The sequence below is a fragment of the Hydrocarboniphaga sp. FW305-C-57 genome, assembly GCF_058783045.1.
The window spans coordinates 354,987-377,144 of sequence record NZ_JBYSYG010000002.1 but is presented as its reverse complement, the minus strand read 5'-3'; the positions used below and the strand labels follow the sequence as shown (position 1 = coordinate 377,144).

Sequence of the window (22,158 nt, the reverse complement as noted above, 5' to 3'; positions counted from 1 at the left end):
GAATCACGATGAATGCACAGATGATGCAGATGCCCTTGCTGGTGTCGTCGGTCATGACGCACGCAGCGCGCTATCACGGCGACACCGAAATCGTGTCGCAGACCGTCGAGGGCGAGGTCCATCGCTATACCTATGCCGAAGCGAGCCGGCGGACGCAGGCTCTGGCCAACGTACTCGCGCGTCTCGACATAGGCCCCGGCGATCGGGTCGGAACGCTGGCGTGGAATGGCTTTCGCCACCTCGAGCTCTATTACGCCGTGTCCGGTATCGGCGCAGTGGTTCACACGCTCAATCCGCGCCTGTTCTCGGAGCAGATCGCGTGGATCATCAACCACGCCACGGACACGGTCGTCTTCTTCGATCTGAGCTTCCTGTCGCTGGTCGAAGCGGTTGCGCCGCAATGCCCGTCGGTCAGGCACTGGATCGTGATGACGGACAAGGCGCACATGCCCGCGGATTCGAGCGGCAAGTTTCTCTGCTATGAAGACCTGATTTCCGCCGAGCCTCAGCACTACGACTGGCCGGATCTGTCCGAGACCACGGCCTCCGGCTTGTGCTACACCTCCGGGACCACGGGCAACCCCAAGGGCGTGTTGTATTCGCATCGCTCCACGGTGCTGCACGCGCTGGCCTGCATCCAGCCCGACGTCATGAACCTCTCGGCGCGGGATGTCGTGCTTCCCGCGGTGCCGATGTTCCATGTCAATGCCTGGGGTCTGCCGTACTCCGCTCTGATGGTCGGCGCCAAGTTGGTCCTGCCCGGGCCGAACCTCGACGGCGCGAGCCTGCACAGGCTCTGCGACGATGAAGGCGTCACGCTCAGTGCCGGCGTGCCGACCGTGTGGCTGGGCTTCCGGCAGCATCTCCAGAAAACCCAAAGCAAGCCGTCCACGCTGAAGCGCGTGCTGGTCGGCGGCTCCGCATGCCCGCCCTCGCTGATGCAAGCCTTCGACGACGAATACGGAGTCAGCATCCTGCATCTGTGGGGAATGACGGAGCTTTCTCCAGTGGGCACCGTCAACACGCTGAAGCTCAAGCATCAGGAGTTGCCGGACACGCAGCGGCACGATCTGCTCACCAAGCAAGGACGTCCTCCGTTCGGCATCGAACTGAAGATCGTCAACGACGCCGGAGAGTCCCTGCCCACCGATGGCCAGGCGGCGGGCGATTTGCTCGTGCGTGGCCATTGGGTGCTCGATCGATACTACGAGAGCGATCACTCACCGTTGCGCGATGGATGGTTTCCCACCGGCGATGTCGCGAACATCGACGCCGACGGGTACCTGCTCATCACCGATCGCTCCAAGGACATCATCAAGTCGGGCGGAGAGTGGATCAGTTCGATCGAGCTCGAGAACATCGCGATGTCCCATCCTGCCATCGCCGAAGCCGCCGCCATCGGCGTGCGGCATCCGAAATGGGACGAGCGTCCGCTGATCGTCGCAGTCAGGAAGCCCGGGGCCGAGACGACGCGTGAGGACATCCTGTCCCACTACGCGGGCAAGATCGCCAAGTGGAGCGTTCCCGATGATGTGGTCTTCGTCGACGAGCTTCCGCACACGGCTACCGGCAAGCTCAGCAAGCTTCTGTTGCGTCAGAAGCTCAGCGATTACCGCTTGCCCGATTCCCGATAGATCGCTCGATTCAGACGTCCGATAAAGCCGCGATCTCGAACAAGCGGCATTCAAGAAACCAGCGGAGGAGAGCAGACATGAGCCTGAAGCAGGCACTCGATTCCATGTTGTCCGAGGCGGTCGACCGGAAACTCATTCCGGGTGTCGTCGCAGTGGCGACCGACCGCGACAGCGTGATCTACCAAGCGGCGTTCGGCGTCCGCGCGCTCGGTCACCGCGGCGAGATGTCGATCGATACGGTGGGACTGCTCGCTTCGATGACCAAGGCCATCACCGCCACCGCGGCGATGCAACTCGTGGAGCGCGGCCTGATCGGACTCGATGATCCGATCTCGCAGAAGCTTCCGGCTCTGGCATCGGTGCAGGTCCTGGCCGGCTTCGGCAGTGACGGCAAGGCGATTCTGCGTGCACCCAGAAGGCAGCTCACGCTGCGTCATCTGCTCACGCATACCTCCGGTTTCGGCTACGACTTTCTGAGCGCGGACATCCAGCGATTCGAAGCGGAGCGCGGTTTGCCGACCGTGCTGAGCGGTGATCCGGCCGCCTTGCAGATTCCTTTGCTGTTCGACCCCGGTGATCGCTGGGAATACGGCATCGGCATCGACTGGGTCGGGCGCGTCGTCGAGCGCTTGAGCGGGCAGACGCTCTCGGACTACTTGAGCGAACACGTTCTGGGCCCGCTCGGCATGAGCGACACGACTTTCCATCTGCGGCCCGATATGCGCGATCGTCTGGCCAAGATTCACGCTCGGCAAGCCGATGGCTCACTCGTTCCGACCGACATCGAGTTGGCCGCCAGGCCCGACTTCGACATGGGCGGCGCCGGTCTTTACGGCACGCTCGTCGACTACATGAAGTTCGTTCGCATGGTGCTCAACGGCGGCGCCGCGGAACGAGGTCGCGTGCTGCAAGCCGCCACGATTCTGCAGATGCAGCGCAACCAGATCGGCGAGATCAATGTGCCCGGCATCTTCAGTGCCGATCCGAGCCTCACCAATGATCTGCCGCTGCCCGCCGACAATCCGCACAAATGGGGACTGGCCTGGCTCATCAACACCAAGCCACTCGATACCGGCCGGCCCGCTGGGAGCCAGATGTGGGCAGGCATCACCAACTGCTACTACTGGATCGATCAGGCGAATGGTGTCGGCGGCGCTTTGATGACGCAGATCCTGCCGTTCGCCGATCCTGTGGCGCTTCCGCTGTTCATGCAGCTCGAAGCCGAGCTCTACAGAAGCCTGCGCTGAGCGCTTCCAGAAAAAAACGAACGAGGAGACTTATGAAAGCATTTGCGTTTCTCGGAGTGGGGAAGGTGGGTGTCATCGAGAAAGCGATCCCCGTCGCCGGTCTGAATGACGCGGTCATCCGTACCACCGCATCCCTGATCTGCACCTCGGACGTCCACACCGTCGCCGGCACCCTGCCGCTACCGGAAGGGCGGGTTCTGGGGCATGAAAGCGTCGGTGTCGTTCATGCGATCGGTGAAGGCGTCACGCGCTTCCGTGTCGGAGATCGCGTGGCGGTCAACGCGGCGACACCCTGCGGTCACTGCAATCCGTGCCAGCGCGGCTTCGCCGCGCAATGCGGGGGAATGCTCGGCGCGTACAAGTTCACCGCGCAGAAGGACGGCAACCTGGCGGAGTATTTCCACGTCAACGACGCGGACTACAACCTCGCCGCGATTCCGGCCGCGATGACGGACGAACAGGCGCTCTACGCGACCGACATGCTCTCGACCGGATTCGTCGGAGCCGAGTATGCCGACATTCCAATCGGCGGCTCGGTGGTGATCTTCGCGCAGGGCCCGGTCGGCCTTTCCGCCACCATCGGCGCCAAGCTTCGCGGCGCCGGTCTGATCATCGCCGTCGAATCGAAGCCGGATCGTGCTGCGCTCGCGAGAACCTATGGCGCGGATGTCGTCATCAATCCGCGGACGGAAGACGTGGTCGCCAGAGTGATGGAGCTGACGGGCGATGGAGCCGATGCCGCGATCGAGGCTCTGGGTAGCCAGGAGACGTTCAGCAACTGCATCAAGGTCATCAGGCCGGGAGGCGTGGTGTCGAACATCGGCTACCACGGCGACGGATATTCGACGCTCGAAATTCCGCTCGCCGAATTCGGCCTCGGAATGGGCGACAAGACGATCCGCACGGCGCTGTGCCAGGGAGGACGTGAGCGAATGGATCGCCTGTTCCGCCTGATTCAATCCAAGCGCTTCGATCCGACCTTGATGACGACTCATCGCTTCTCGTTCGACCAGGTCGAGCAGGCCTTCGAGATGATGCGTCAAAAGCAGGACAACATCATCAAGCCGCTCATCACGTTCTAAGCAGCGTCGCCTCGGCTTCAATACATCCGCCTGCGTCTGCAAACGACGCGGGCGGATGAGTTTCCACTCGATCAGCAGTACCTGATGCGCATCGGCTGAAGCACGAAAGCGCACGCACTCACGGACGGAAATCGAGTTCGATGCTGCCGCTCGCCGGCGCATCGGGCGCGAGTGGCAGCAGTTGCGACTTCCACACCGCTCGCTCGATCGAATCGCCGAGTCCTGACTCTTCCACACCCCTGCTGCACCGTGACCTCGCCGATCCTGCCGCCAGGCCGGTAATCGATGCGCAGGCGACAGCTGAAACTCGCCGCCGTGCGCGGTGGGGCAAGCCCGTTCGCGGGCAGACGACCGAGCAGTGCGTTCTCGCTCGTTTCGGCTTCGACAGCCTGCTGCTCTTTTGAAATCGGTGACGCAGCTGGTGGCACCGGTAACGGATTGCCTGGTGCTATTTGCATGGGCACGGCTGGCTGTGTTTTCGGCAGTTTCGGTTTGCCATGACGCGATGCACGAACATCGCCGGCTGCCGCGACAGACGGGCTTCCGAGAACGGCATCGCGTGAATGCCTGGGCGATTCCATGCCGTCTCCGGCATCTGCGGCCGCGCGATCGAAGCGTATCGAGTGCATCGCATGGCTCGCCGGAAAAAAGCGAAAAAAAAGCCGGCAAGCTGGAGGAGCCGTGCCGGCGAAAGACTACTACTACGGGATAGAGTTACAAGCGAACATCCAGTCTCATCAGAACTGATAGCCCAGCCGGATGCCGAGTTCGTCGGCGTAGTCGATTGTCGAGATGATGTTGTCGTTGTCGTTACCGCCCAGGCCGCCGTTCAGATACGTGTAGTACACCTCGGCCGACAGCGGGCCGCTCGGCTTCCAGCGCAGGCCCAGCTGCGCCAGCAGGCCGCCGCGCGTGTCGTACAGCACCGCCGCGTCGACGCGGTACACCAGGTTCGGGAACGGCTGCTGGAACGCGAACACCAGGCCATCCCAGCCGTTCCACTTGCCGTTGATGCCACCCGCCGTGTTGCGCGAATCGCCGTTCATGCCGTCGAGCAGGCGGCCGTACAGGTCGCTCTCGGTCCGGTGCTCCCACTGGAACACCAGGTAGGTCGCCGGGAAGCTCTGCGAGAAGCGGTGGTACTTCTCCATCACCAAGGCCGTCACCCACTCCTCGCGCTCGTCGTAGCCGGCGCCCAGCGACGGCGCCGTGAACGTGCGGTCCGGCGTGTACATCGCTTCGAAGTTGATGATCAGCTGATCGAGCAGCGTGCCCGGATCGGCTTCGATCACGTAGCTGGTGCCGAAGCCGATGTTGTTCTCGCGCTTGTACTGCCGCTCGATGTGGCCGCGCAGGCCGCCCGAGAGCTGGAAGAACAGGTCGAGTTCGCGCATCGCCGCTTCGTTGGAGTCGACCGGGTTGGCCAGCAGCAAGGCCGTCGCCGGGAAATCGTTGATCGAGGCGTTCAGGCCTTCGACGGCCGACAGCCGCGCCATGCCGGCATAGGTGAACCATTCGGTCGCCGACACCACGCCGGTCGGATCGACTTCGAACGGCGTGCGCGCGAGGATCGCGCCGGTGGCCGGAATGCCGCCGCCGATCGGGTCGAGCACCAGGCCCAGCAGATCGGCAACCGTGTCGGTCAGGCCCGGAATGACGTTCGGCAGTGCACCGGGCAGGCCGCGGTTGACGCCCGATTCGGTCCAGCGGAACACGCCGTCGGGGTTCAGGCGATTGGCGTAGACGAACTGCAGGCCCACGTTGGCGACGCTGCCGCGCAGGCGCAGGCCGTAGTTGAGCTTGTCGTCGACCTGGTTGTAGCGGTCGTGGATCGTGAACTGCGAGGCGATCACGTTGTACGGCGTGTTCGGGTTCGAGTAGATCGTCGGCTGGAACATCTGCACGTAGCTGTCCGCTTCCCACTCGTTGTTGATCTGGTACGAGGCGCGGATGGCCGGCGACGACACGCGTTCGTCGGCGTATTCCTCGGGCGTGTAGTCGAGGAACAGGTGGCGGCGCAGATCGAGGCCATTGGGCACGTCGAGCACGCGGAAGAACAGCGCCTGGCCCCAGGCGATCTGCTGGTTGCCGGCGCGGATCAGCAGCGGGCCGTTCTGGTAGTCGAGCGTGAAGTTCGGCAGGTCGACCATGTAGTGGCGGCCGCAGACTTCGAGCCGGTTCTGGCATCCCCCCTTGCGGTAGTTGTCGTACTCGAAGTAGTTCGGCTTGCCGTACAGGTAGCCGTCGGCGTTGCTGCCGACCTTGTCCGGGTTGAAATTGTCGTACTCGCCGAGTTCGTAGATGCCGCGCACGAGCATGCGCGCGGACCAGTTCTCGCTCAGCGTGGCCTGGAAGTCCAGGTGCGTGCGGAACTGCTGCAGGTTGAAGGTATTGTCGGCCTTCTGGCCGGTGCGCGTCGCCACGTCGGGCGTCAGGCAGAGCTCGCTCGGCGGCACGCCGCCGCAGCGTTCCGTCGGCACGCCGTTGAACAGGTTGCCGCGCTGGTTGTACGGGTTTTCTTCACCGGTCATGCGGATCGCCGTTTCGATGCGCGAGAAGCCGCTGAACGAGAAGCCCACGCCGCTGAACCAGCCGCCGCCTTCGATCTCGGGCGACGGCGAATCGTTGCCTGCATCGAAACCACCCTCGACGCTCGCGCTATCGGCTGCGGTCGGCATCTCTTCGACGGCCTGCGAATAAGCCGGTGCCGCCACTCCCAGAAGAGCTGCGATCCCCAGGCCACTCAAGCTTCTGTACACGCTTCTTTTGAGCTCTTTCCCAATCATTTCGACTCCCTCCAATCGTCTTTTTTATGAACTGCTCGAAACTGATCTGGCTTCCGACTCAGCTGTCGATCCTCACGATGCGTCCGGTGTGCCCGACCAGCACGAGCCCGCCGCTCGCCGGCGCGGCGAGCGCCGAATACCAGGCGGTGGCGAAATCACCGTCGGTGCGCCGCTTCCAGGTGTTGCCGCCATCGCGGCTTTCGAGCGTCTCGCGCATGCCCGCGACGATCACGTGGCCGTCCGGTGCCGACCACACGCCGAGCAGCACCGCTTCGGAACCCGTCGGCAGGTCGCGCCAGGTGTTGCCGCCATCCGACGAGGTCATCACCAGGCCGTTCTGTCCGACCGCGTAGCCGGTGCCATCGGGCCGCATCGCGATGTCGAAGATCGAGGCTTCGCCGCGATGCACCGCGACCCAGGTCTGGCCGCGATCCGCCGAGCGCAGGATCAGACCGTATTCGCCCGCGATGGTGATGACGCCGCCGTCGCTGACCGCGACGTCGTAGAGATGCGGGTCGACCGGATCTTCGAGATAGCGCGTCCAGTCGACCACGATCGGCTGCCAGCTCTGGCCGCCGTTGTCCGAAATCAGGATCGCGCCGAACGAGCCGACGCTGGCCGCTAGGCCCGCTTCGTTGACGCTGACCGCGAGCAGCCGCTGCTGGCTGCCGCTGTCGACCTTGCTCCAGGCCGCGCCGCCTTCGCTGCGCAGGATCAGGCCCTGCTGGCCCACCGCGAGGCGATGCGCGCCGTGCTGGCCGACGCCGAGCAGCGACAGCGGCGTGATGCCCTTGGCCGTCGCTTTCCAGCTCTTGCCGCCGTCGGTGGATTCGAGCAGTTCGCCCATCGCGCCGACCGCGACGCCGCGATCGCCATCGAAGGCGACGCTGAACAGCGCTTGATGCGCCGTGCCCTGCAGCACGACGGGGTTGTTCGTTTGGGGTGCCGATGGATTCGCAAAAGCCGCTGCGGACAACAGTCCGGCGATGCCCAGCGTGATGCAGGCGGCACGCAGGCCGCGTTCGATGACGCTCACGAGTTCTCTCTCCTGCACTGCATTTCGTCTCCCTCTCCCGCCGGGAGAGGGCCGGGTGAGGGACTCGCCGCGATAGCAAGCTTCGCTATGCCGGCGAGTCCCTCATCCGCCCTACGGGCACCTTCTCCCGCAGGGAGAAGGCACAAGCCACGTCAATGCTTACGCGCCGAGTCGGCCGATGGCCTGCGGCGTCAGGTACTTGTTGTAGACGTCGACGCCGGCTTCGCTGTACGTCGACTTGTAGCCGCCGGTGACTTCCTTGGCCTGCACGAAGCGCGACAGGCGATTCGCCTGAATGTCGTGCGAGATCACGCCGACCCACGACCATTCCGGCTTGCCGCTGGCATCCTTGATCGTCAGCTTGTCGTTGCTGTATTGCGCGAATTGAGGCTCGAACGACTTCCAGATTTCACCACGGCGATCGTAGGTCACGTACGCGACGAACATGCCGTTGCGCACGTCGATCCAGGTGCGCTTCTTGCCCACCGGCGCACGCGGGAAGCCGGTCGGCTCGGCTTCGACGATGACGCACTCGGGGATCAGTTCCATATAGGTTTCGTGGAAGGTCTTGCCCTTCGGGCCGCCGTGAACGGAACGTTCGTAGTTGGCGTTGCTTCCTCCGGTGAAATTCTTGTTGCCGATCGCCCCGAGCATCGGGCCGCGACCGATGATCTTGTAGTTGCCCCAGGTCTGCATCGGGTCGCCTGCCGACCAGGCGTCCGACAGGAACAGCGTGATGCCCGGCACCAGCGGTTCGAAACGCTGGTTGGTCGGGAACTGCCGCACGCGCTTGAACGCCGGCAGGTAACCGATCAGATCGGGGAATTTCCTTTGATCGTAGTACCAGGTATTGAGGAAGGAGCTGCCCTTGGTATCGTTCGGTGCGGTGAAGAATACCGACTGCAGGCGCAGCAGATCGCTGCGGTTGTTCCAGACCTTGCCGTCGGAACGAGAAGTGCAGTTGAGTTCGCACCAGACAAAATCGTACTGATAGGAGATTTCGCCAGAGGGATCGATGTCCCAATCGCGGATCGCATATTGCGAATAGTCGTGACGGCCCCAGCTCAAGGTGAGGTTGGCCGTGGCCTCATTGGCATCCTTGGCATCGGGGAATGGGCTGCCACCGACCCAGGGCTTGCCTGCCTCGTCATAAACGTTGCCATCCGCCCCAAACTTCGCCTTGCCCTTGTTCTTGAGCGTGGACTCGAGATAAGCGGCCGGATACAGCCTGGTCACGTCCTTGGTGGACTCGACGATGTTGATGCGGCGGCCCATCGTCTTCACTTGCTTGTAGGCGACCGGATCGAGCAGGTCTTTCACCACATCGACGTTGTCGGCCGTGATCACATCACCCGGCTTGATCTTGCCCTTGGTGTACATCTCGATCGAAAGGAGTTCGTCCGGATACGCTTTGGAGACGTCGGCCGAATTCGCGATCTGCGGCCACAGCGGTGCGAGTACGCCCGCGGTTGCCGCACCGGCCAGGGTTTTTCCCATGAACATTCTGCGGCTGTAATCGAAATCGAACTTGCGGATATGCATTGCTTGTCTCCTCACTCAATCGTCACGTGATGTGATGTGTTGTTTCGTCTTGCTATTGGCGATGCCGTCTCGCCAAAGCGGAACGCCGCTTCGTCTCAAACGGCTGCGCCTGTAAGACCTTCTTCGCGCGCCGCGGTGTACTGCGACAGATCGACGCCTTCGCCGACCAGCAGGTCTTCGCGCTGCAGGAAGCGCGGGTTGATCAGCCAGACCAGCAGCGGCAGCACCACCAGTGCCAGCACCATGTTGATCAGCATGATCAGCACCAGCAGCAGGCCCATGTCGGCGAGGAATTTGAGGTCCGACAGGAAGTACCACGGCATGATCCCGAGCAGCATGATGCTCGCCGTGAACATGATCGCCTTGCCCGTCGTGCACAGCGACGCGGTGTTCGCTTGGCCGATGTCGCCGTCCTGCGCGTGGTATTCCTCGCAAATTCTCGACAGCAGGTAGATGCCGTAGTCGATGCCGACACCGACGCCGATCGACGCCACCATCAGCGAGTTGATATCGAGACCGATGCCCATCAGGTGCATCGAGGACAGCAGCACGAAGTTCGACAGGTTCACCGGCACCAGCAGGATCAGGCCCGCGACCACCGATTTGTAGGCGTAGCTGCAGCCCAGCAGGATCACCAGGTTCAGCAGGCCGATGATGACCCAGTGGTAGCGCTCGACCACGTCGTTCATCGCCTGCTGCAAGGCGATCGTGCCGGTGCCCAGGCGGACCCGGAAGGCGTCGTGGTCGACGCCGACCTGCTCGACCGCGCTCTTGGCGGCGGCGAGCGCCGAGTCGACCGTCTCCTGCTTGTTGTCCTTGTACCAGAGCGACACCGTGCCGTTCTGGATGTCGAAGTTGATGACGTGCGAGAACGCCTTCGGGCTCGAGCCGAGCATCACCGCGATCGAGGCCGCTCCGACCATTTCGTTGGTCGGGTCGAGCGGCAGCCATTTCGGGTTGCCGCCCGAGAACAGGCGGTTGCCTTCCATCAGGTAATCCGCGAACGACAGCGTCGCGCGCGGCGGCTCGCCGCCGTTTTCCATGATGTTCTGCAGCTGCAGCATCGTCATGATCGTCTCGGCCTGGCGGCCGACGCGATCGGGGTTTCGCTGGTCCTTGGCTTCGAGCACGATCTCGAGCGTGTTCACGCCCGGGAAATTGCCGTTGATCTGGCGCACCGCTTCGTTGAATTCCGAATCGTCCCAGAGCAGGTTGCTGCCCTCCACCGGGTTGCCGATCTTGATCTGCAGGCCCGTGATGATCGCCGCCGCCCCGCAGACCGCGACGATCACGGCCGTGACCTTGCCGCGCTTGCCGTAGGTGACGCTGGCGATCGATTCGAGCAGCTTCTTGAAGCCGCGGTTGAACGGCGTCTGTGCCGCTTCGGCACCCACCAGCTTCTCGACGTTCTTCGGCGCCGGCAGCGCGGCCAGCAGCAGCGAGATCAGCACCACGCCGGTCGGGATCAGCCAGATCGCCCAGAAGCCGCAGAACAGCGCGAAGCGCTCCATCGCCGGAATCGGCGCCAGCGCGATCAGGAAGATGCCGACGATGTCCGTGAAGATGCCGAGCACCGACGGCGCCATCATCACGCCCATGGTGATCTCGGCCGCCTTCTGCTTGTCGCGCACGTGCGCGTAGATTTCGTAATAGCGCTCGGTGAACTGCACGCAGTGGGAAAAGCTGCGCGCGATCAGCAGCAGCGGCACGATCATCAGCAGCGGTTCGATCGGCGATTTGAGCCAGCCGACGAATCCGAAACCCCACACCGCCGCCACCAGGCTCGTCACGATCGGCGTCACCACGCCGACGACGTTGCGCATGTACAGGGTCAATGCGACGACCAGCAGGGTCAGCGTCACCGCGAAGATGCCGATCATCTGGCTTTCGTATTCGTAGACCCAGCCCGTCAGCGCCGGCTGGCCCGCCAGGTAGATGTCGTGGTCGGCGTCGCGGTTCTGGTTGACCAGGTTCTGCACGTACTGGAACGCTTCGCCGTAATCGAGCCGCGATTCGATGAAGGTGGCGTTGATCAGCGTGCTGCTCTGGTCCTGCGAGACCAGGAAGGTGCGCGCGTTCGGCGATTTGTCGAGGTTGTTGCGGAACGCATCGATCTCGTCCTGCGTCTTGGGCACCGAATCACCCATCAGCGGCCGCATGTCGATGCCGTACGGCGTGGCTTCGGCGTAGCGCGCCTTCTCGGTCGCGATCGACAGGATCTGGTCGTGGTCGACCCCCGGCGCCAGGTCGATGTCGCGCGTCATCTGCCAGACCTTGTTCAGGGTCTCGGCATTGAAGATGTCCCCGTCCTTGCGCTTGACCATCAGGGTCACGGTCAGCGGATTGCCGAAGTTCGGGTGATCCTTGAACACCTGCACGAACGGATCGTCCTTCGGCAGCAGGTCCGAGAAGATCGTCTTGAGCTCGACATTCCTCAATCCCACCGCGAAGAACGCAGTGATCACAATGAACACCGCCCAGCTGATCTTCTGGTGACCGATGATCCACATCGCGAGTCTTTGACGCAGGGAGTACATTCGAGATCCTTGTGGCAGACGCTCAGCAGGCGCCTTTTCTGAAAAGACAGATAAGACCAGCGCTAAGTAGCGACGGAGTACAGGACGGGCCTGGACTTCAGCGGCTGGATTTTCCCGATGCGATCGGGAGCAGTTCGTCCGCAGCGGTCGAGGCTTGTGTCTTGCCGTCAGCGATGAAGGTTCGAGGCGTTCGTCAGCAGGCTCTCACCGAGGGGTTGCTGCGAACCGTCGAGCTAGCGGGACCTACGAACCGCTTGCATGTGTGCCCGCTGTCATGGCGCATATCGGGGACATGCTCACGTCTGATGTCATCACTCTTCTCCTGTCCGTCGTCGCGACCGCATTCGGCGAAGCTGGTGCCGAATGGATTTTTATAGTCGGCAAATGGGCTCGGCGACTCCGGGCCGAATACGGGGTAGGTCGAGGCGATTCTGGTCTCGCTCCGCTACCCGTTTTTCAGCCTGGATACCGCCGCAGCGCTTCGCTCTTGAACTGTGGGAGCAGTCTGGAGGTGTGGGACGGAGGAGTCACCGCCCGACCGGGTAGCGACAAGGGGTGAAACGGGTAGTGGACTCGCGCGTCGACAGAGCACCCCGAAAATCCCTGTATCGTTTGCTGCGCATGCGCAACGCCCGGCCGGGAATCCCTACAGAGGAGGCTGGCGGGCCGGCTCGAACTACCGGTGACGAGCTGAACGAGGATTGCCCGAGGAAGAGAGATTCAAATGGCCGATTCAACAGCGATAGTGCACGCCGAAGACGTGTTCAGAACGGTTCATGGCTTGCCGGGTATCGATCGACCGCTGCGGTATGAGGCGCCGATCGCCCAATCGTGGACGCGCTGCGTCAACGATCATCGGCTCGATCCTTCCAGGCTCCATGCCCCGACCGTCATCGGCGACGCCGATCTCAAGGACCGGCAGGCGCAGCATGAGGACCTGATGCAGATTGCCTTGGCCGAGATGGATGCGCTGTACGACCAGATTTCGGGCTCCGGCTACGCATTGCTGATGACCGACGCGAGCGGCGTGATCCTGTGCGAGCGCGTCGATCCGACGTTGCGCAAGATGTTCCGCTCCGCAGGCATCCTGATCGGTGCTGACTGGAGCGAGAACCGCGAAGGCACCAACGGCGTCGGCACCTGCATCGCCGAGAATCGGCCGGTCACCGTGCATCGCGCCGATCACTTCCGCGCGCGCCACATCGGGCTCTCGTGCACGGGCGCTCCGATTCGCGATCCGGGCGGTTCGCTCGTCGCCGTGCTCGATGCCTCGAGCGTGTCGTCGCACGACACGCGCGCGAGCCAGATGCACACGATGGCGCTCGTGAACCTGTCCGCCAACCTGATCGAGAAATGCCTGTTCCTGCGGCGTCAGCAGAATCAGACGATCCTGCGCTTCCACAGCCGCCCGGAACTCGTGAACCTGCTGCACGACGGCGCGCTGACGCTGTCCGGCGACGGCGTCGTGATCGCGGCCGACGACACCGCGGTTCGCCTGCTCGGCGCGAGCAATCGCCTCGACCTGGTGGGCCGTCCGCTATCCGAAATCTTCGACGTGCGCCCCGAAGACCTCATGGGTGGCTCGCGTACGCATCAGGCGATCTGGCCGGTGCGCGACCTGCGCCGTGGCCGCCGCTATTTCGTGAGCCTGCACGAGCCGCAGCGCGGCCGCTTCTTCGATTCCAGCGAGGCTTTCGAGCGTAGCTTCGATCGCGGTCTCGAAGGGCTGCGCGAGCCGCAGCGCGAGGTGCCGCGTGACGGCAGCCCAACCAGGCCGCTGCTGCAGTCGGTGCCGCAGGCGCAGAAGAGCACGCTGACGCTCGACGACATCGCCGGCGAAGATCCGCAGATGCTGCGCAATGTGCGCAGTGCGCGGCGCATCGCCGACTCGATGGTCTCGGTGCTGATCCAGGGCCCGACGGGCTCGGGCAAGGAAGTGTTCGCTCGCGCCCTGCACCTGGCGAGCTCGCGCGCGCCGCAGAACTTCGTCGCGGTGAACTGCGCCGCGATTCCCGAAACGCTGATCGAAAGCGAGCTGTTCGGCTACAAGGCCGGCGCGTTCACGGGCGCGCGCAAGGACGGCATGCGCGGCAAGGTCCTGCAGGCCTCCGGCGGCACCTTGTTCCTCGACGAAATCGGCGACATGCCGCTGCTGCTGCAGACGCGCCTGTTGCGGGTGCTCGAAGAGCACGAAGTGGTACCGCTCGGCAGCGAGACGCCGATCAAGGTCGACATTCGCGTGATCTGCGCGAGCCATCGCAACCTGCGCGAGATGATCGCCAAGGGGCAGTTCCGGGAAGATCTGTACTACCGCCTCAACGGCATCACGCTCGAGCTGCCGTCGCTCGCGCAGCGCGCGGATCGCGATCGCCTGATTCGCGAGGTGTTCTCGATCGAAACCGCGGGCGGACGTCCGGCGGCGATGGAGGCCGAGGCCTTCCAGTGCCTGATGAACTACAACTGGCCCGGCAACGTGCGCGAGCTGCGCAACGTGATCCGCACGGCGCTCGCGATCTGCGAGGGCGGAGTGATCACGCGGCTCGATCTGCCACGCGAGCTGCGCGAGGCCGCCAGGCCCGCGGCTTCGGGCGAGGCGGTTGTCACCATTGTGACGCCAGGCGATGCCGCTGCTGTCAATCCGCTCGAAGTCGCAGAGAGGGAGGCGTTACTGGCCGTGATCGATGCGAACCGCTGGAACATGAGGCTGACTGCGCAGCAGCTCGGCATGAGTCGAAACACCTTGTACCGCAGGTTGAAGCGGCTCCGCATCGGAGTCGGTATTGAGCGGATCGATCAGAGCTGAACCCAGGGCGCGCGGTATACTCGGCTCGGTTTTCAAAATCATAAAAACGACAAGCCCTCGAGCCCGGAAGCGATGATCGACACGATCGACGCGGAGGGGTTCGCCGCGTCGATTTCTCGTCCAGGACGAGATGAGGCTCGGACGGTATCTAGTGTCATCGCTAGAGTGCAGGAGAGAGAAGATGCCTACCCGCAGCTTCAAAATGACGAAAGCGCGCCAGATCATGAGCAAGTTCAAGCCTCCGGCGGGCTCAGGAAGCTTGCTGCCGCGTCGGCGCTTGCTGGACAAGATCAACGAGGGTTTGAACCGGCGGCTGGTTCTGATCCATGGCCCAGCGGGCTTTGGGAAGACGACATTGGCCGTCCAGTGGCGTCAAGTCCTCATCGAGCGCGGAGCGCGGGTCGCATGGCTGAGCCTCGACACCGAGGATGACGAGCTCGAGCGCTTCTTATGCTACATGGTGGAAGCCATTCGTTATGTAGAGCCTTCTATCGGCATCGATGCGATCTCCTTGCTGGAGGGCAAGTCCGAGCAGGCCACCTCGTTCGTTCTGACCGATCTGGTCAACGAACTCGAAGTGTTCGAAGGCGAAATTTTCCTGGTGCTGGACGATTGGCATCTGATCCGTAACGAAGCGATACAGAAGAGCCTGGTGTTTCTGATCGAGCACGCCCCCTCGAATCTGCATCTGATCATCACGAGTCGCACACAGCCGCCACTGCCTCTCGGCACCTTGCGCGTACAGAGCCAGCTGACCGAAATCGATAGCGTAGACCTGCGCTTCGATGTCGACGAGTCATCCATCTTTCTTCGCGATCTCAATCAGCTGGATGTCGACAGCGATGACGTGCAGCTCCTGTGGCGGACGACGGAAGGTTGGATCGCGGCGCTGCAGCTTGCGTCGATTTCGTTGCGATCGAGCAGTGACACGGAGGCTTTGATTCACTCGTTTTCCGGAAAGCACCAAGCCATCGGCAAATACCTCGTCGAGAACGTGCTCAACAACCTGCCGGCGGCGACGCTCGACTTCCTGATGAAGACGTCCATTCTGGAGAGCCTGTCCGGGGACCTGTGCGCCGCCGTGACCGGACGTGCCGACAGCCAGGCCTTGCTGGAGCAGCTGCAGGAAGAGGACATGTTCGTACGGGCGCGGGACGAGGAGATGCAGTGGTTTCGCTATCACCATCTGTTCGCCGACTTCCTGCGTCGCCGCTTGGAGCGCGATCACCCCGAGAAGGTGGCATCTTTGCATCGCGCCGCTTCCGCATGGTTTGCCGCACAGCTCGAAACCGAGGAAGCCGTGCGTCACGCGTTGGCGGCGGGCGACATCGATCGGGCGATCGAGCTCGTGGAGCGCGACGCCATGTGGCTGGTCCACCACAGCCTGATGGCCACCCTGCTCAGGCTGATCAACCGCCTGCCTCGCGACCGGATCGCGAACCGATGCGAACTTCAATTCGCGATCGCCTGGGCGAACTGTCTGACACATCATTCGTCGGAGGCGCAGAAAGCGCTCGAACATATCGAGCGTAGCCTCGGTGGACCCACGCTCCCGAATGAAGACAGCATTCGCGCCGAGGCGCAGGTCGTGCAGAGCTGCATCGACATCTTTGCCGACCGCTTGACCGGCGTCGAGGCCTTGCTGCGACCGCTCATCGTGGACGTTGAGGCCAATGGGCCGTGGGTCACCGGAGTCGGGGCCAACGTCCTGACTTACGTGCTGATCCAGACCTTCCGGTTCGAAGAGGCGCTGAGCTTGCAGAGATGGGCGAGTTCGCTCCATGAGCGCAACCCGGGCCCGTTCTCGGGTGTTTACGGACATTGCTTCACGGGCATGGCCGAATTCGCGCTCGGACAGCTCACGCAGGCCGAGGAAAGCTTTTCCGAGGCGCTCAGGCTTGCGCGCAACGTCGCGGGTCGCCACTCGCATGCAGCTCAATTGGCCGGAGCGCTTCTTGGGCAGCTGCTGTACGAACGGAACGCGCTCGGCGATGCGGAGCTCCTGCTCGAAGACAGCAGGACGCTCGGCGTTGAAGGCGGAGTGGGCGACTTCTCCATTGCCACCTACATCTACAGCTGCCGGCTCGAAGTGTTGAACGAGCGATACGGAGATGCCCATGCCATTCTCGACGAGGGGGCCCAAGTCGCGCGTAAGCAGAGCATCGAAAGATTGGCTCATGCCGTGGAGTCGGAGCGCATCAGGCTTTACCTGCTGCAAGGTGATTTGCGGGCTGCCGATCAGCTGCTGATCTACCTCGATGAGATCCGGCCGGCCCCGGCGACCGAAGAACCCGGAATCGCGCACCAGTTGCATGAGATCCGGCAGCGCTCCCGAGCCCGTGTACTGAGCGCCAAGGGCGAATACCCGGCTGCAGTGCAGATTCTGAACCTGCTCATCGCGGACGCTCAAAAGCGAGGCAGGCGCCTGGCCGAGATGCAATCGCGGGCGCAGCTGGCTTGCGTGCTCGAGATCGCGGGGAATCGCGCGGAGGCCGAGACGGCGCTGATTCCTGCCGTGATCTACGGCGCCTCCGACGGCATGTTTCGCACGTTCCTCGATGAAGGGCCGCGCCTGATCTCGGTGTTGGAACGCCTCAGGGATCGCTGCCGGCACGGCCAGGTCCCTGCCGAAATGCCGCCTACCTCTTCCTACACGCTGGCGACGATCATCGCCGCGGGCCGCCAGGAGCGGCGCGCACCCGCTCAGCGTTCATCCCAGTCGGTGGCGGCGGCGCCGACGATCGAGCCACTGAAAGCGCGAGAGCTCGACATTCTGAAGATGCTGAGCCAGGGCAGATCCAACAAGGAAATTTCGCGCGACCTCGGCGTTGGAATCGACACCGTGAAGTGGTACCTGAAGGGAATCTACGCAAAGCTCGGCGTGGCTCGCAGGGTCCAGGCCACCACGGCGGCGAGACGGCTTGGCCTGCTGTCCTGAGCGGGCTGTCGGCGATCGCCGCAGGATCGCGATACTGGCGTCCTGTATCTGAGGACACGCCTGTGTCGGTCTGTTCGCCGTCTGCTTGCAAACCCGCGAGTGCGACGAGGCAACCGTAACTCAGGATTTGATAACTGACTGTTGAGAGCCGAAGGTGAATGAGAAGGCATCGCCGATCGCATCGCTCGGGACGGGCGCGCGCGCCTGAACTGCGCGACGCATGCCCTGGCTCGGCAGGCACATGCCATGGGCCTTCCGATCGGTCCGCACTGCGCGCGTTCGAGCGTTCGCCGCCGGATGCATGCAACCATCCGATTTTCTACCGCGAGCCGAAAGCAGGCGGTGATTCTGCATGTCCTCCGTGGCGCGATGCGGACGTCAGTCAGTGCTTCAGAGGGGCAAGTCTTGATTCCGAATCTACAAGTGCTGTGAAGTCGTGCGCAACCGCGAGCTGGCGCAGGCCGCCCAAGACACAGCCACCGAAACCGGCCCGGAGCATCGGCCCGTGTCCGCTGGCCAGCGCGTGAGCGGCATCTACCGGCGCTCCATGATGCTCGCAAGCGGGCGCTACGCGATGCTCGATGACGGTATTGGGTTTGGCCCAGTACTGCGGATGCCGGTAATCGAGCAACGGCTGGGGCAGCCACTTCACGCTATCGTGCGCAGCAGCGGTGTCTTCTGGGAGCTTGGCAGACGTCGCGGGCCATCGGTTTGATCGCCGACATTTCTTTGGATCGTTGCATGTGCGGTGGCATGTCGCGCCCTTTGCATGCTCGTGCTACGAGGCCGGCTTCAGCCTCCCCATAAGTAGATTCAGAACACGACCGGCTTGCTCTCTCTCGAACGAAGTGGTCGCTGGGTACACGGCTCCAGCGAAGCACAGCGCCACGTCTTCGGACTTGATGTCGGTACGCAGGCTGCTACCAATTCAATCGCTCGGCAAGATGCGCGTCATCAGGCGACGCATCTCACTGGCAGCTTACAACTGCGTCTTCAGGCGATTGAAATTATTCTGAAGATAAGCGGCCAATTTCTTTTTGCCGCCCGCATCCCTCCATTCATCCAGAGAAATTCTCAACACGCCTATCGCGGTCGTCGCAATAAGGCGGTTGCGGCCTTTTTGAGAAGCTTCTTCTGGCCAAACTTCATCCATCGCGCTGCAAAGGACGCCTTCAAGCTCGAGGAAGAGCAGTTTTTTACGTTCTCGCAAAGAGTCGGTGGATCGAAGCAATGCATCAAATGCAATCGACTTTGGTGCTTCGTGGCGCGAAGCGAGCCTTATCAGGCAGCTCTCGATTGCAACCATCGGTTTCTGCGCTGCCGATTCCTTGAGCACTGTGTCGCGAAGCGATGCCGAAAAACCACTGCCGGGGTGAGCGAGCAGCACATCTTCTTTAGATCTGAAGTAGTAAAAAAACGTTCTTCTTGAAATTCCAGATCCTTCAGCGATCTCGTCAATCGTGGTCGCCTCGAAGCCCCGTTCCAGGAACATGGCTAGCCCTACTTCAGCGATGCGTTCGTAGGTCTCTCGCTTCTTCTGCTCTCTCAGCCCAGCGATCTTCTCTTCTTCACTCATTTGTAACAGTTCTCCAGCAGCCGCTTGCAAATTACACTTGGTGCAATAATATACTGCACCAAGTGTAATTTTACGGGAGAACTAGCTATGGCGCACGCGAAGATTTGGTTCATCACCGGTGCTTCGAGAGGCTTTGGCAGAACTTGGGCAGAAGCCGCTCTGGCGCGGGGCGACAAGGTGGCTGCCACTGCCCGTGACACAGCCTCGTTGGAGGGGTTGGCAGCCGTATACGGAGACGCGGTGCTCACATTGAGGCTGGATGTGACTGATCGGGCACAAGTGTTTGAGGCGGTCGAGAAGGCGCATGCCAGGTTCGGTCGCATTGATGTCGTGCTGTGCAATGCTGGCTATGCGTACATGAGTGCTATCGAGGAGATAGATCCAGAAGAAGCTCAGAAAAACATTGACACGAATATTTTTGGAACACTGTCTGTTATTCAGGCCGTCTTGCCGATTCTACGAGCACAGAAGTCCGGCCACATCTTGACCATGTCGAGTATCGGAGGCTTGGCGAGCTTTCCCACCGGTGGAATCTACCTGGCCACGAAGTTTGCGGTGGAAGCGATAACCGAGGCTCTGGGTAAAGAAACAGGTGCGTTTGGAATTAAGGTTACTGCTATTGAGCCAGGAAGCTACTCGACCGGCTTCGGTGCTTCCACCATCCACGCTCCCAAGTCCCCACATTACGATCGTCTCCGAACCAACGCGCGTGCATCTTTCAGGCCGGAGATGACCGGAGTGCCTGAGGCCACCTCTGCAGCGATCCTAAAGCTGGTGGATTCGCCAAGTCCTCCGAGTAGGTTGCTGCTCGGGAATTGGTTGTTGCCAATGCTAAGGGAGACCTACCGAGGCAGAATTGAAGAGTGGGAAAGTTGGGCAAGCGTGTCCAATGATGCGCAGGGAACGCCGGAGTCCAAAAAATGACAATCACATCCTCAAAAGTCTGGTGGCAGACTCTGAAGTTCGAAACGCCGGCCAAGCGATATCGACAATCTGTTGCATTGATCGGTTGAATTCGCAGCTGTAGCTCTGCGTAGCCAACCAACCACTAGCGGCGGGTTGAGGCGCCATCAGTGGCTCTATCGTCGATCCCGATGTTTCGCCCATTCAAGCGGTAAACCAGTCTCGCTCGCGTAATGCCCAAAATACGAGCGGCAGCAGACAGGTTTCCACCCGCACGCTCAACCGCACTTTTCAATAGTGCGGATTCCAAGCTGGCCTCTATCTCATCAAGCGATGTGCCGGCCTCGATTGCATCGCTCATCATGAGCTTGCCAATCTGACCAGCAAGCGTCTGGATGCTGCTATCAGCAGCGACATCAGGGTCATTGTCCGAATAAGTGCAGGCGGACACTCGTCCGTCGCCGCGCACACTGAATGTTTGGGTGTTGAGCGTCTCTCCGCCGGTGAACAGATGTCCGAGATCAATCGCCCCACCGGCCGGCGCGAGAATTACGCCGCGCTCGATCATGTTTTCGAGCTCGCGGATGTTGCCTGGAAGGTCGTAGGTCAAGATGGCGTCGATGGCGCGCGCAGTGAATCCAGTGACTGATCGCCCATGCATCGCGCAGAACTTGCGCAGAAAGTGATTCATGAGGATCGGAACATCTTCGCGGCGCTCGCGTAGCGGCGGCACTTTGATCGGGAAGACGTTCAGGCGGTAATACAAATCCTCACGAAAGCGACCTGCTCGCACCTCTTGTTTCAGATCCAGATTGGTCGCTGCGATCAGGCGTACATCGACGCGTCGAGTATGAGTATCGCCGACACGCTCGATCTCACCTTGCTGCAGGGCTCGCAACAGTTTCCCTTGGGATGTCAGATTCAGAATCCCGATTTCATCGAGAAACAGAGTACCTTCGTGTGCGCGTTCGAAACGACCCGCACGCGATGAGCTTGCTCCGGTGTAAGCGCCCTTCTCAACGCCGAAAAGTTCCGACTCGACCAGCTGATCGGGAATCGCAGCGCAGTTGACTGCAACGAATGCTTTGTCGGCTCTCGGGCTGATGCGATGAAGCGTGCGAGCGAACACCTCTTTTCCAACGCCGCTTTCGCCGAGAAACAGTACCGTCGCACGCGTATCCGCGACGCGCTTGACCATGTGGCAAACCGAATTGAATCCAGTGGATGCGCCGACGATGTCGCCGTCCGCGAACATCTCCGCATTGGGCGAGCCGATTTCAGGCGCGAGGCTGCCACGCGCCGCAGCCGAAAGGCCACGGCTGAAAGCTTCAGCTTGCAGATGACGATGATCGTCTTCAGCATCATCCCAGTCTTCCACCGGCATGCCGACGATCCGACAGTAGTCCTTTCCCTGAGCGCGGCACTCCACTTCACGGAAAAGAATGGGACGCCCCATGAACACGCTGGTGAACCCCGACGCATAACCGATCTGCATCCAGCACGCCACCTCGGCACCGATCCCATAGATGCGTACATGCTCTTCGTCTTCAGATGAGCCACGCCAGATGTACTCGCCGCGATACTTCCCTCGCTCGACATCGATTTCGAGCGAAACCGGTTCTACTAGCACGATGCCTTCGAGTGCATGCAGTTGTGGTCCGACCGAGAAGATGTCTTCGAGTGAGGCGTTCGGACGCAGCTTGCGCGCCAGTTGCGCATCGTGGGCGCCGGAGTTGTAGCCCATGCGCGTCAACAGGCCACGCGCACGATCCAACCCGACTCCCTCGATCAACCCGTGTCGCAATACACCCATGGCTGATGTGTGGATCAGAGACATCCGTTGATCGTCGAGCCAGATGCGACCGTCGCTGGGGGCGAAATGCAGTCGCTCCATCAGGTCTGCGATATCTGGGAACCGCAGCGGGTCGACACTGGCGCTCGAGGGCTTCCAGTCGCCGCTGGCAGCCGGGGTCACGGACGATGCCGTCATGTTTTGTCCTCCTCTACCGCATGGTGCCGGTCCGTACGCGACGGCCGATCTCTTTAGTGTGGCCGACCTAACGCATGGTGTGTG

The 22,158-nt window shown here is 62.0% G+C and carries 13 protein-coding genes and 1 pseudogene; 8 read left to right on the top strand and 6 right to left on the bottom strand.

Annotated features, from left to right (window positions below; genetic code table 11):
* The first annotated feature begins 8 nt into the window (after positions 1 to 8).
* From AC3WUM_RS06035 to AC3WUM_RS06020, 4 genes are all read left to right on the top strand, one after another.
* Positions 9 to 1,634 (top strand): 3-(methylthio)propionyl-CoA ligase, encoded by a 1,626-nt coding sequence (locus AC3WUM_RS06035; RefSeq protein ID WP_492409295.1) that lies wholly within the window; start codon positions 9 to 11, stop codon positions 1,632 to 1,634.
* A 77-nt stretch (positions 1,635 to 1,711) separates the two neighbouring features.
* Positions 1,712 to 2,881 (top strand): serine hydrolase domain-containing protein, encoded by a 1,170-nt coding sequence (locus tag AC3WUM_RS06030; protein ID WP_492409294.1) that lies wholly within the window; start codon positions 1,712 to 1,714, stop codon positions 2,879 to 2,881.
* Between the two features lie 32 nt (positions 2,882 to 2,913).
* A complete protein-coding gene (locus AC3WUM_RS06025) occupies positions 2,914 to 3,963 on the top strand; it encodes an NAD(P)-dependent alcohol dehydrogenase (RefSeq protein ID WP_492409557.1) in 1,050 nt (349 codons plus the stop codon).
* 140 nt (positions 3,964 to 4,103) lie between these two features.
* A complete protein-coding gene (locus AC3WUM_RS06020; protein WP_492409293.1) occupies positions 4,104 to 4,367 on the top strand; it encodes a hypothetical protein in 264 nt (87 codons plus the stop codon).
* Between the two features lie 333 nt (positions 4,368 to 4,700).
* On the opposite strand, the gene AC3WUM_RS06015 is transcribed toward AC3WUM_RS06020, so the two are convergent.
* The 4 genes from AC3WUM_RS06015 to AC3WUM_RS06000 all read right to left on the bottom strand — a co-directional run bounded on the left by AC3WUM_RS06015 (position 4,701) and on the right by AC3WUM_RS06000 (position 11,864).
* Complete coding sequence (locus AC3WUM_RS06015; protein ID WP_492409292.1) at positions 4,701 to 6,749, bottom strand: DUF1302 family protein; 2,049 nt, start codon at positions 6,747 to 6,749, stop codon at positions 4,701 to 4,703.
* A gap of 58 nt (positions 6,750 to 6,807) precedes the next feature.
* On the bottom strand, positions 6,808 to 7,785 hold the full coding sequence (locus tag AC3WUM_RS06010; protein ID WP_492409291.1) for a WD40/YVTN/BNR-like repeat-containing protein: 978 nt from the start codon (positions 7,783 to 7,785) through the stop codon (positions 6,808 to 6,810).
* A gap of 159 nt (positions 7,786 to 7,944) precedes the next feature.
* A complete protein-coding gene (locus AC3WUM_RS06005) occupies positions 7,945 to 9,327 on the bottom strand; it encodes a DUF1329 domain-containing protein (RefSeq protein WP_492409290.1) in 1,383 nt (460 codons plus the stop codon).
* Positions 9,328 to 9,422: 95 nt separating this feature from the next.
* Positions 9,423 to 11,864: an efflux RND transporter permease subunit gene (locus AC3WUM_RS06000; RefSeq protein WP_492409289.1), complete on the bottom strand. Its 2,442-nt coding sequence runs from the start codon at positions 11,862 to 11,864 to the stop codon at positions 9,423 to 9,425.
* Between the two features lie 724 nt (positions 11,865 to 12,588).
* On the opposite strand from AC3WUM_RS06000, the gene AC3WUM_RS05995 reads away from it, so the two are divergent.
* The 3 genes and pseudogenes from AC3WUM_RS05995 to AC3WUM_RS05985 all read left to right on the top strand — a co-directional run.
* Positions 12,589 to 14,667 (top strand): sigma-54-dependent Fis family transcriptional regulator, encoded by a 2,079-nt coding sequence (locus AC3WUM_RS05995; protein ID WP_492409288.1) that lies wholly within the window; start codon positions 12,589 to 12,591, stop codon positions 14,665 to 14,667.
* 181 nt (positions 14,668 to 14,848) lie between these two features.
* Positions 14,849 to 17,605, top strand: coding sequence for a winged helix-turn-helix domain-containing protein (locus tag AC3WUM_RS05990; protein ID WP_492409287.1), 2,757 nt, complete (start codon positions 14,849 to 14,851; stop codon positions 17,603 to 17,605).
* Between the two features lie 436 nt (positions 17,606 to 18,041).
* Positions 18,042 to 18,320 (top strand): annotated as a pseudogene (locus AC3WUM_RS05985) (DUF3363 domain-containing protein); the annotation flags it as partial.
* Between the two features lie 264 nt (positions 18,321 to 18,584).
* On the opposite strand, the gene AC3WUM_RS05980 reads toward AC3WUM_RS05985, so the two are convergent.
* Positions 18,585 to 19,181: a TetR family transcriptional regulator gene (locus AC3WUM_RS05980; RefSeq protein ID WP_492409286.1), complete on the bottom strand. Its 597-nt coding sequence runs from the start codon at positions 19,179 to 19,181 to the stop codon at positions 18,585 to 18,587.
* Between the two features lie 87 nt (positions 19,182 to 19,268).
* Here AC3WUM_RS05980 and AC3WUM_RS05975 point away from each other — a divergent pair, with 87 nt between their 5' ends.
* Positions 19,269 to 20,105, top strand: a complete 837-nt coding sequence (locus AC3WUM_RS05975) for an SDR family NAD(P)-dependent oxidoreductase (RefSeq protein WP_492409285.1) — start codon at positions 19,269 to 19,271, stop codon at positions 20,103 to 20,105.
* A 124-nt stretch (positions 20,106 to 20,229) separates the two neighbouring features.
* Here AC3WUM_RS05975 and AC3WUM_RS05970 read toward each other — a convergent pair whose 3' ends face one another.
* A complete protein-coding gene (locus AC3WUM_RS05970) occupies positions 20,230 to 22,074 on the bottom strand; it encodes a sigma 54-interacting transcriptional regulator (protein WP_492409284.1) in 1,845 nt (614 codons plus the stop codon).
* Positions 22,075 to 22,158 lie beyond the last annotated feature (84 nt).

Excerpts from the sequence above, each read along its gene's own strand:
- AC3WUM_RS05980 (WP_492409286.1), bottom strand. The coding sequence starts at position 19,181 with ATGAGTGAAGAAGAGAAGATCGCTGGGCTGAGAGAGCAGAAGAAGCGA.
- AC3WUM_RS05975 (WP_492409285.1), top strand. The coding sequence starts at position 19,269 with ATGGCGCACGCGAAGATTTGGTTCATCACCGGTGCTTCGAGAGGCTTT.
- AC3WUM_RS06005 (WP_492409290.1), bottom strand. The coding sequence starts at position 9,327 with ATGCATATCCGCAAGTTCGATTTCGATTACAGCCGCAGAATGTTCATG.
- AC3WUM_RS06025 (WP_492409557.1), top strand. The coding sequence starts at position 2,914 with ATGAAAGCATTTGCGTTTCTCGGAGTGGGGAAGGTGGGTGTCATCGAG.
- AC3WUM_RS05995 (WP_492409288.1), top strand. The coding sequence starts at position 12,589 with ATGGCCGATTCAACAGCGATAGTGCACGCCGAAGACGTGTTCAGAACG.
- AC3WUM_RS06035 (WP_492409295.1), top strand. The coding sequence starts at position 9 with ATGAATGCACAGATGATGCAGATGCCCTTGCTGGTGTCGTCGGTCATG.
- AC3WUM_RS06020 (WP_492409293.1), top strand. The coding sequence starts at position 4,104 with ATGCTGCCGCTCGCCGGCGCATCGGGCGCGAGTGGCAGCAGTTGCGAC.
- AC3WUM_RS05970 (WP_492409284.1), bottom strand. The coding sequence starts at position 22,074 with ATGACGGCATCGTCCGTGACCCCGGCTGCCAGCGGCGACTGGAAGCCC.
- AC3WUM_RS05990 (WP_492409287.1), top strand. The coding sequence starts at position 14,849 with ATGCCTACCCGCAGCTTCAAAATGACGAAAGCGCGCCAGATCATGAGC.
- AC3WUM_RS06015 (WP_492409292.1), bottom strand. The coding sequence starts at position 6,749 with ATGATTGGGAAAGAGCTCAAAAGAAGCGTGTACAGAAGCTTGAGTGGC.
- AC3WUM_RS06000 (WP_492409289.1), bottom strand. The coding sequence starts at position 11,864 with ATGTACTCCCTGCGTCAAAGACTCGCGATGTGGATCATCGGTCACCAG.
- AC3WUM_RS06030 (WP_492409294.1), top strand. The coding sequence starts at position 1,712 with ATGAGCCTGAAGCAGGCACTCGATTCCATGTTGTCCGAGGCGGTCGAC.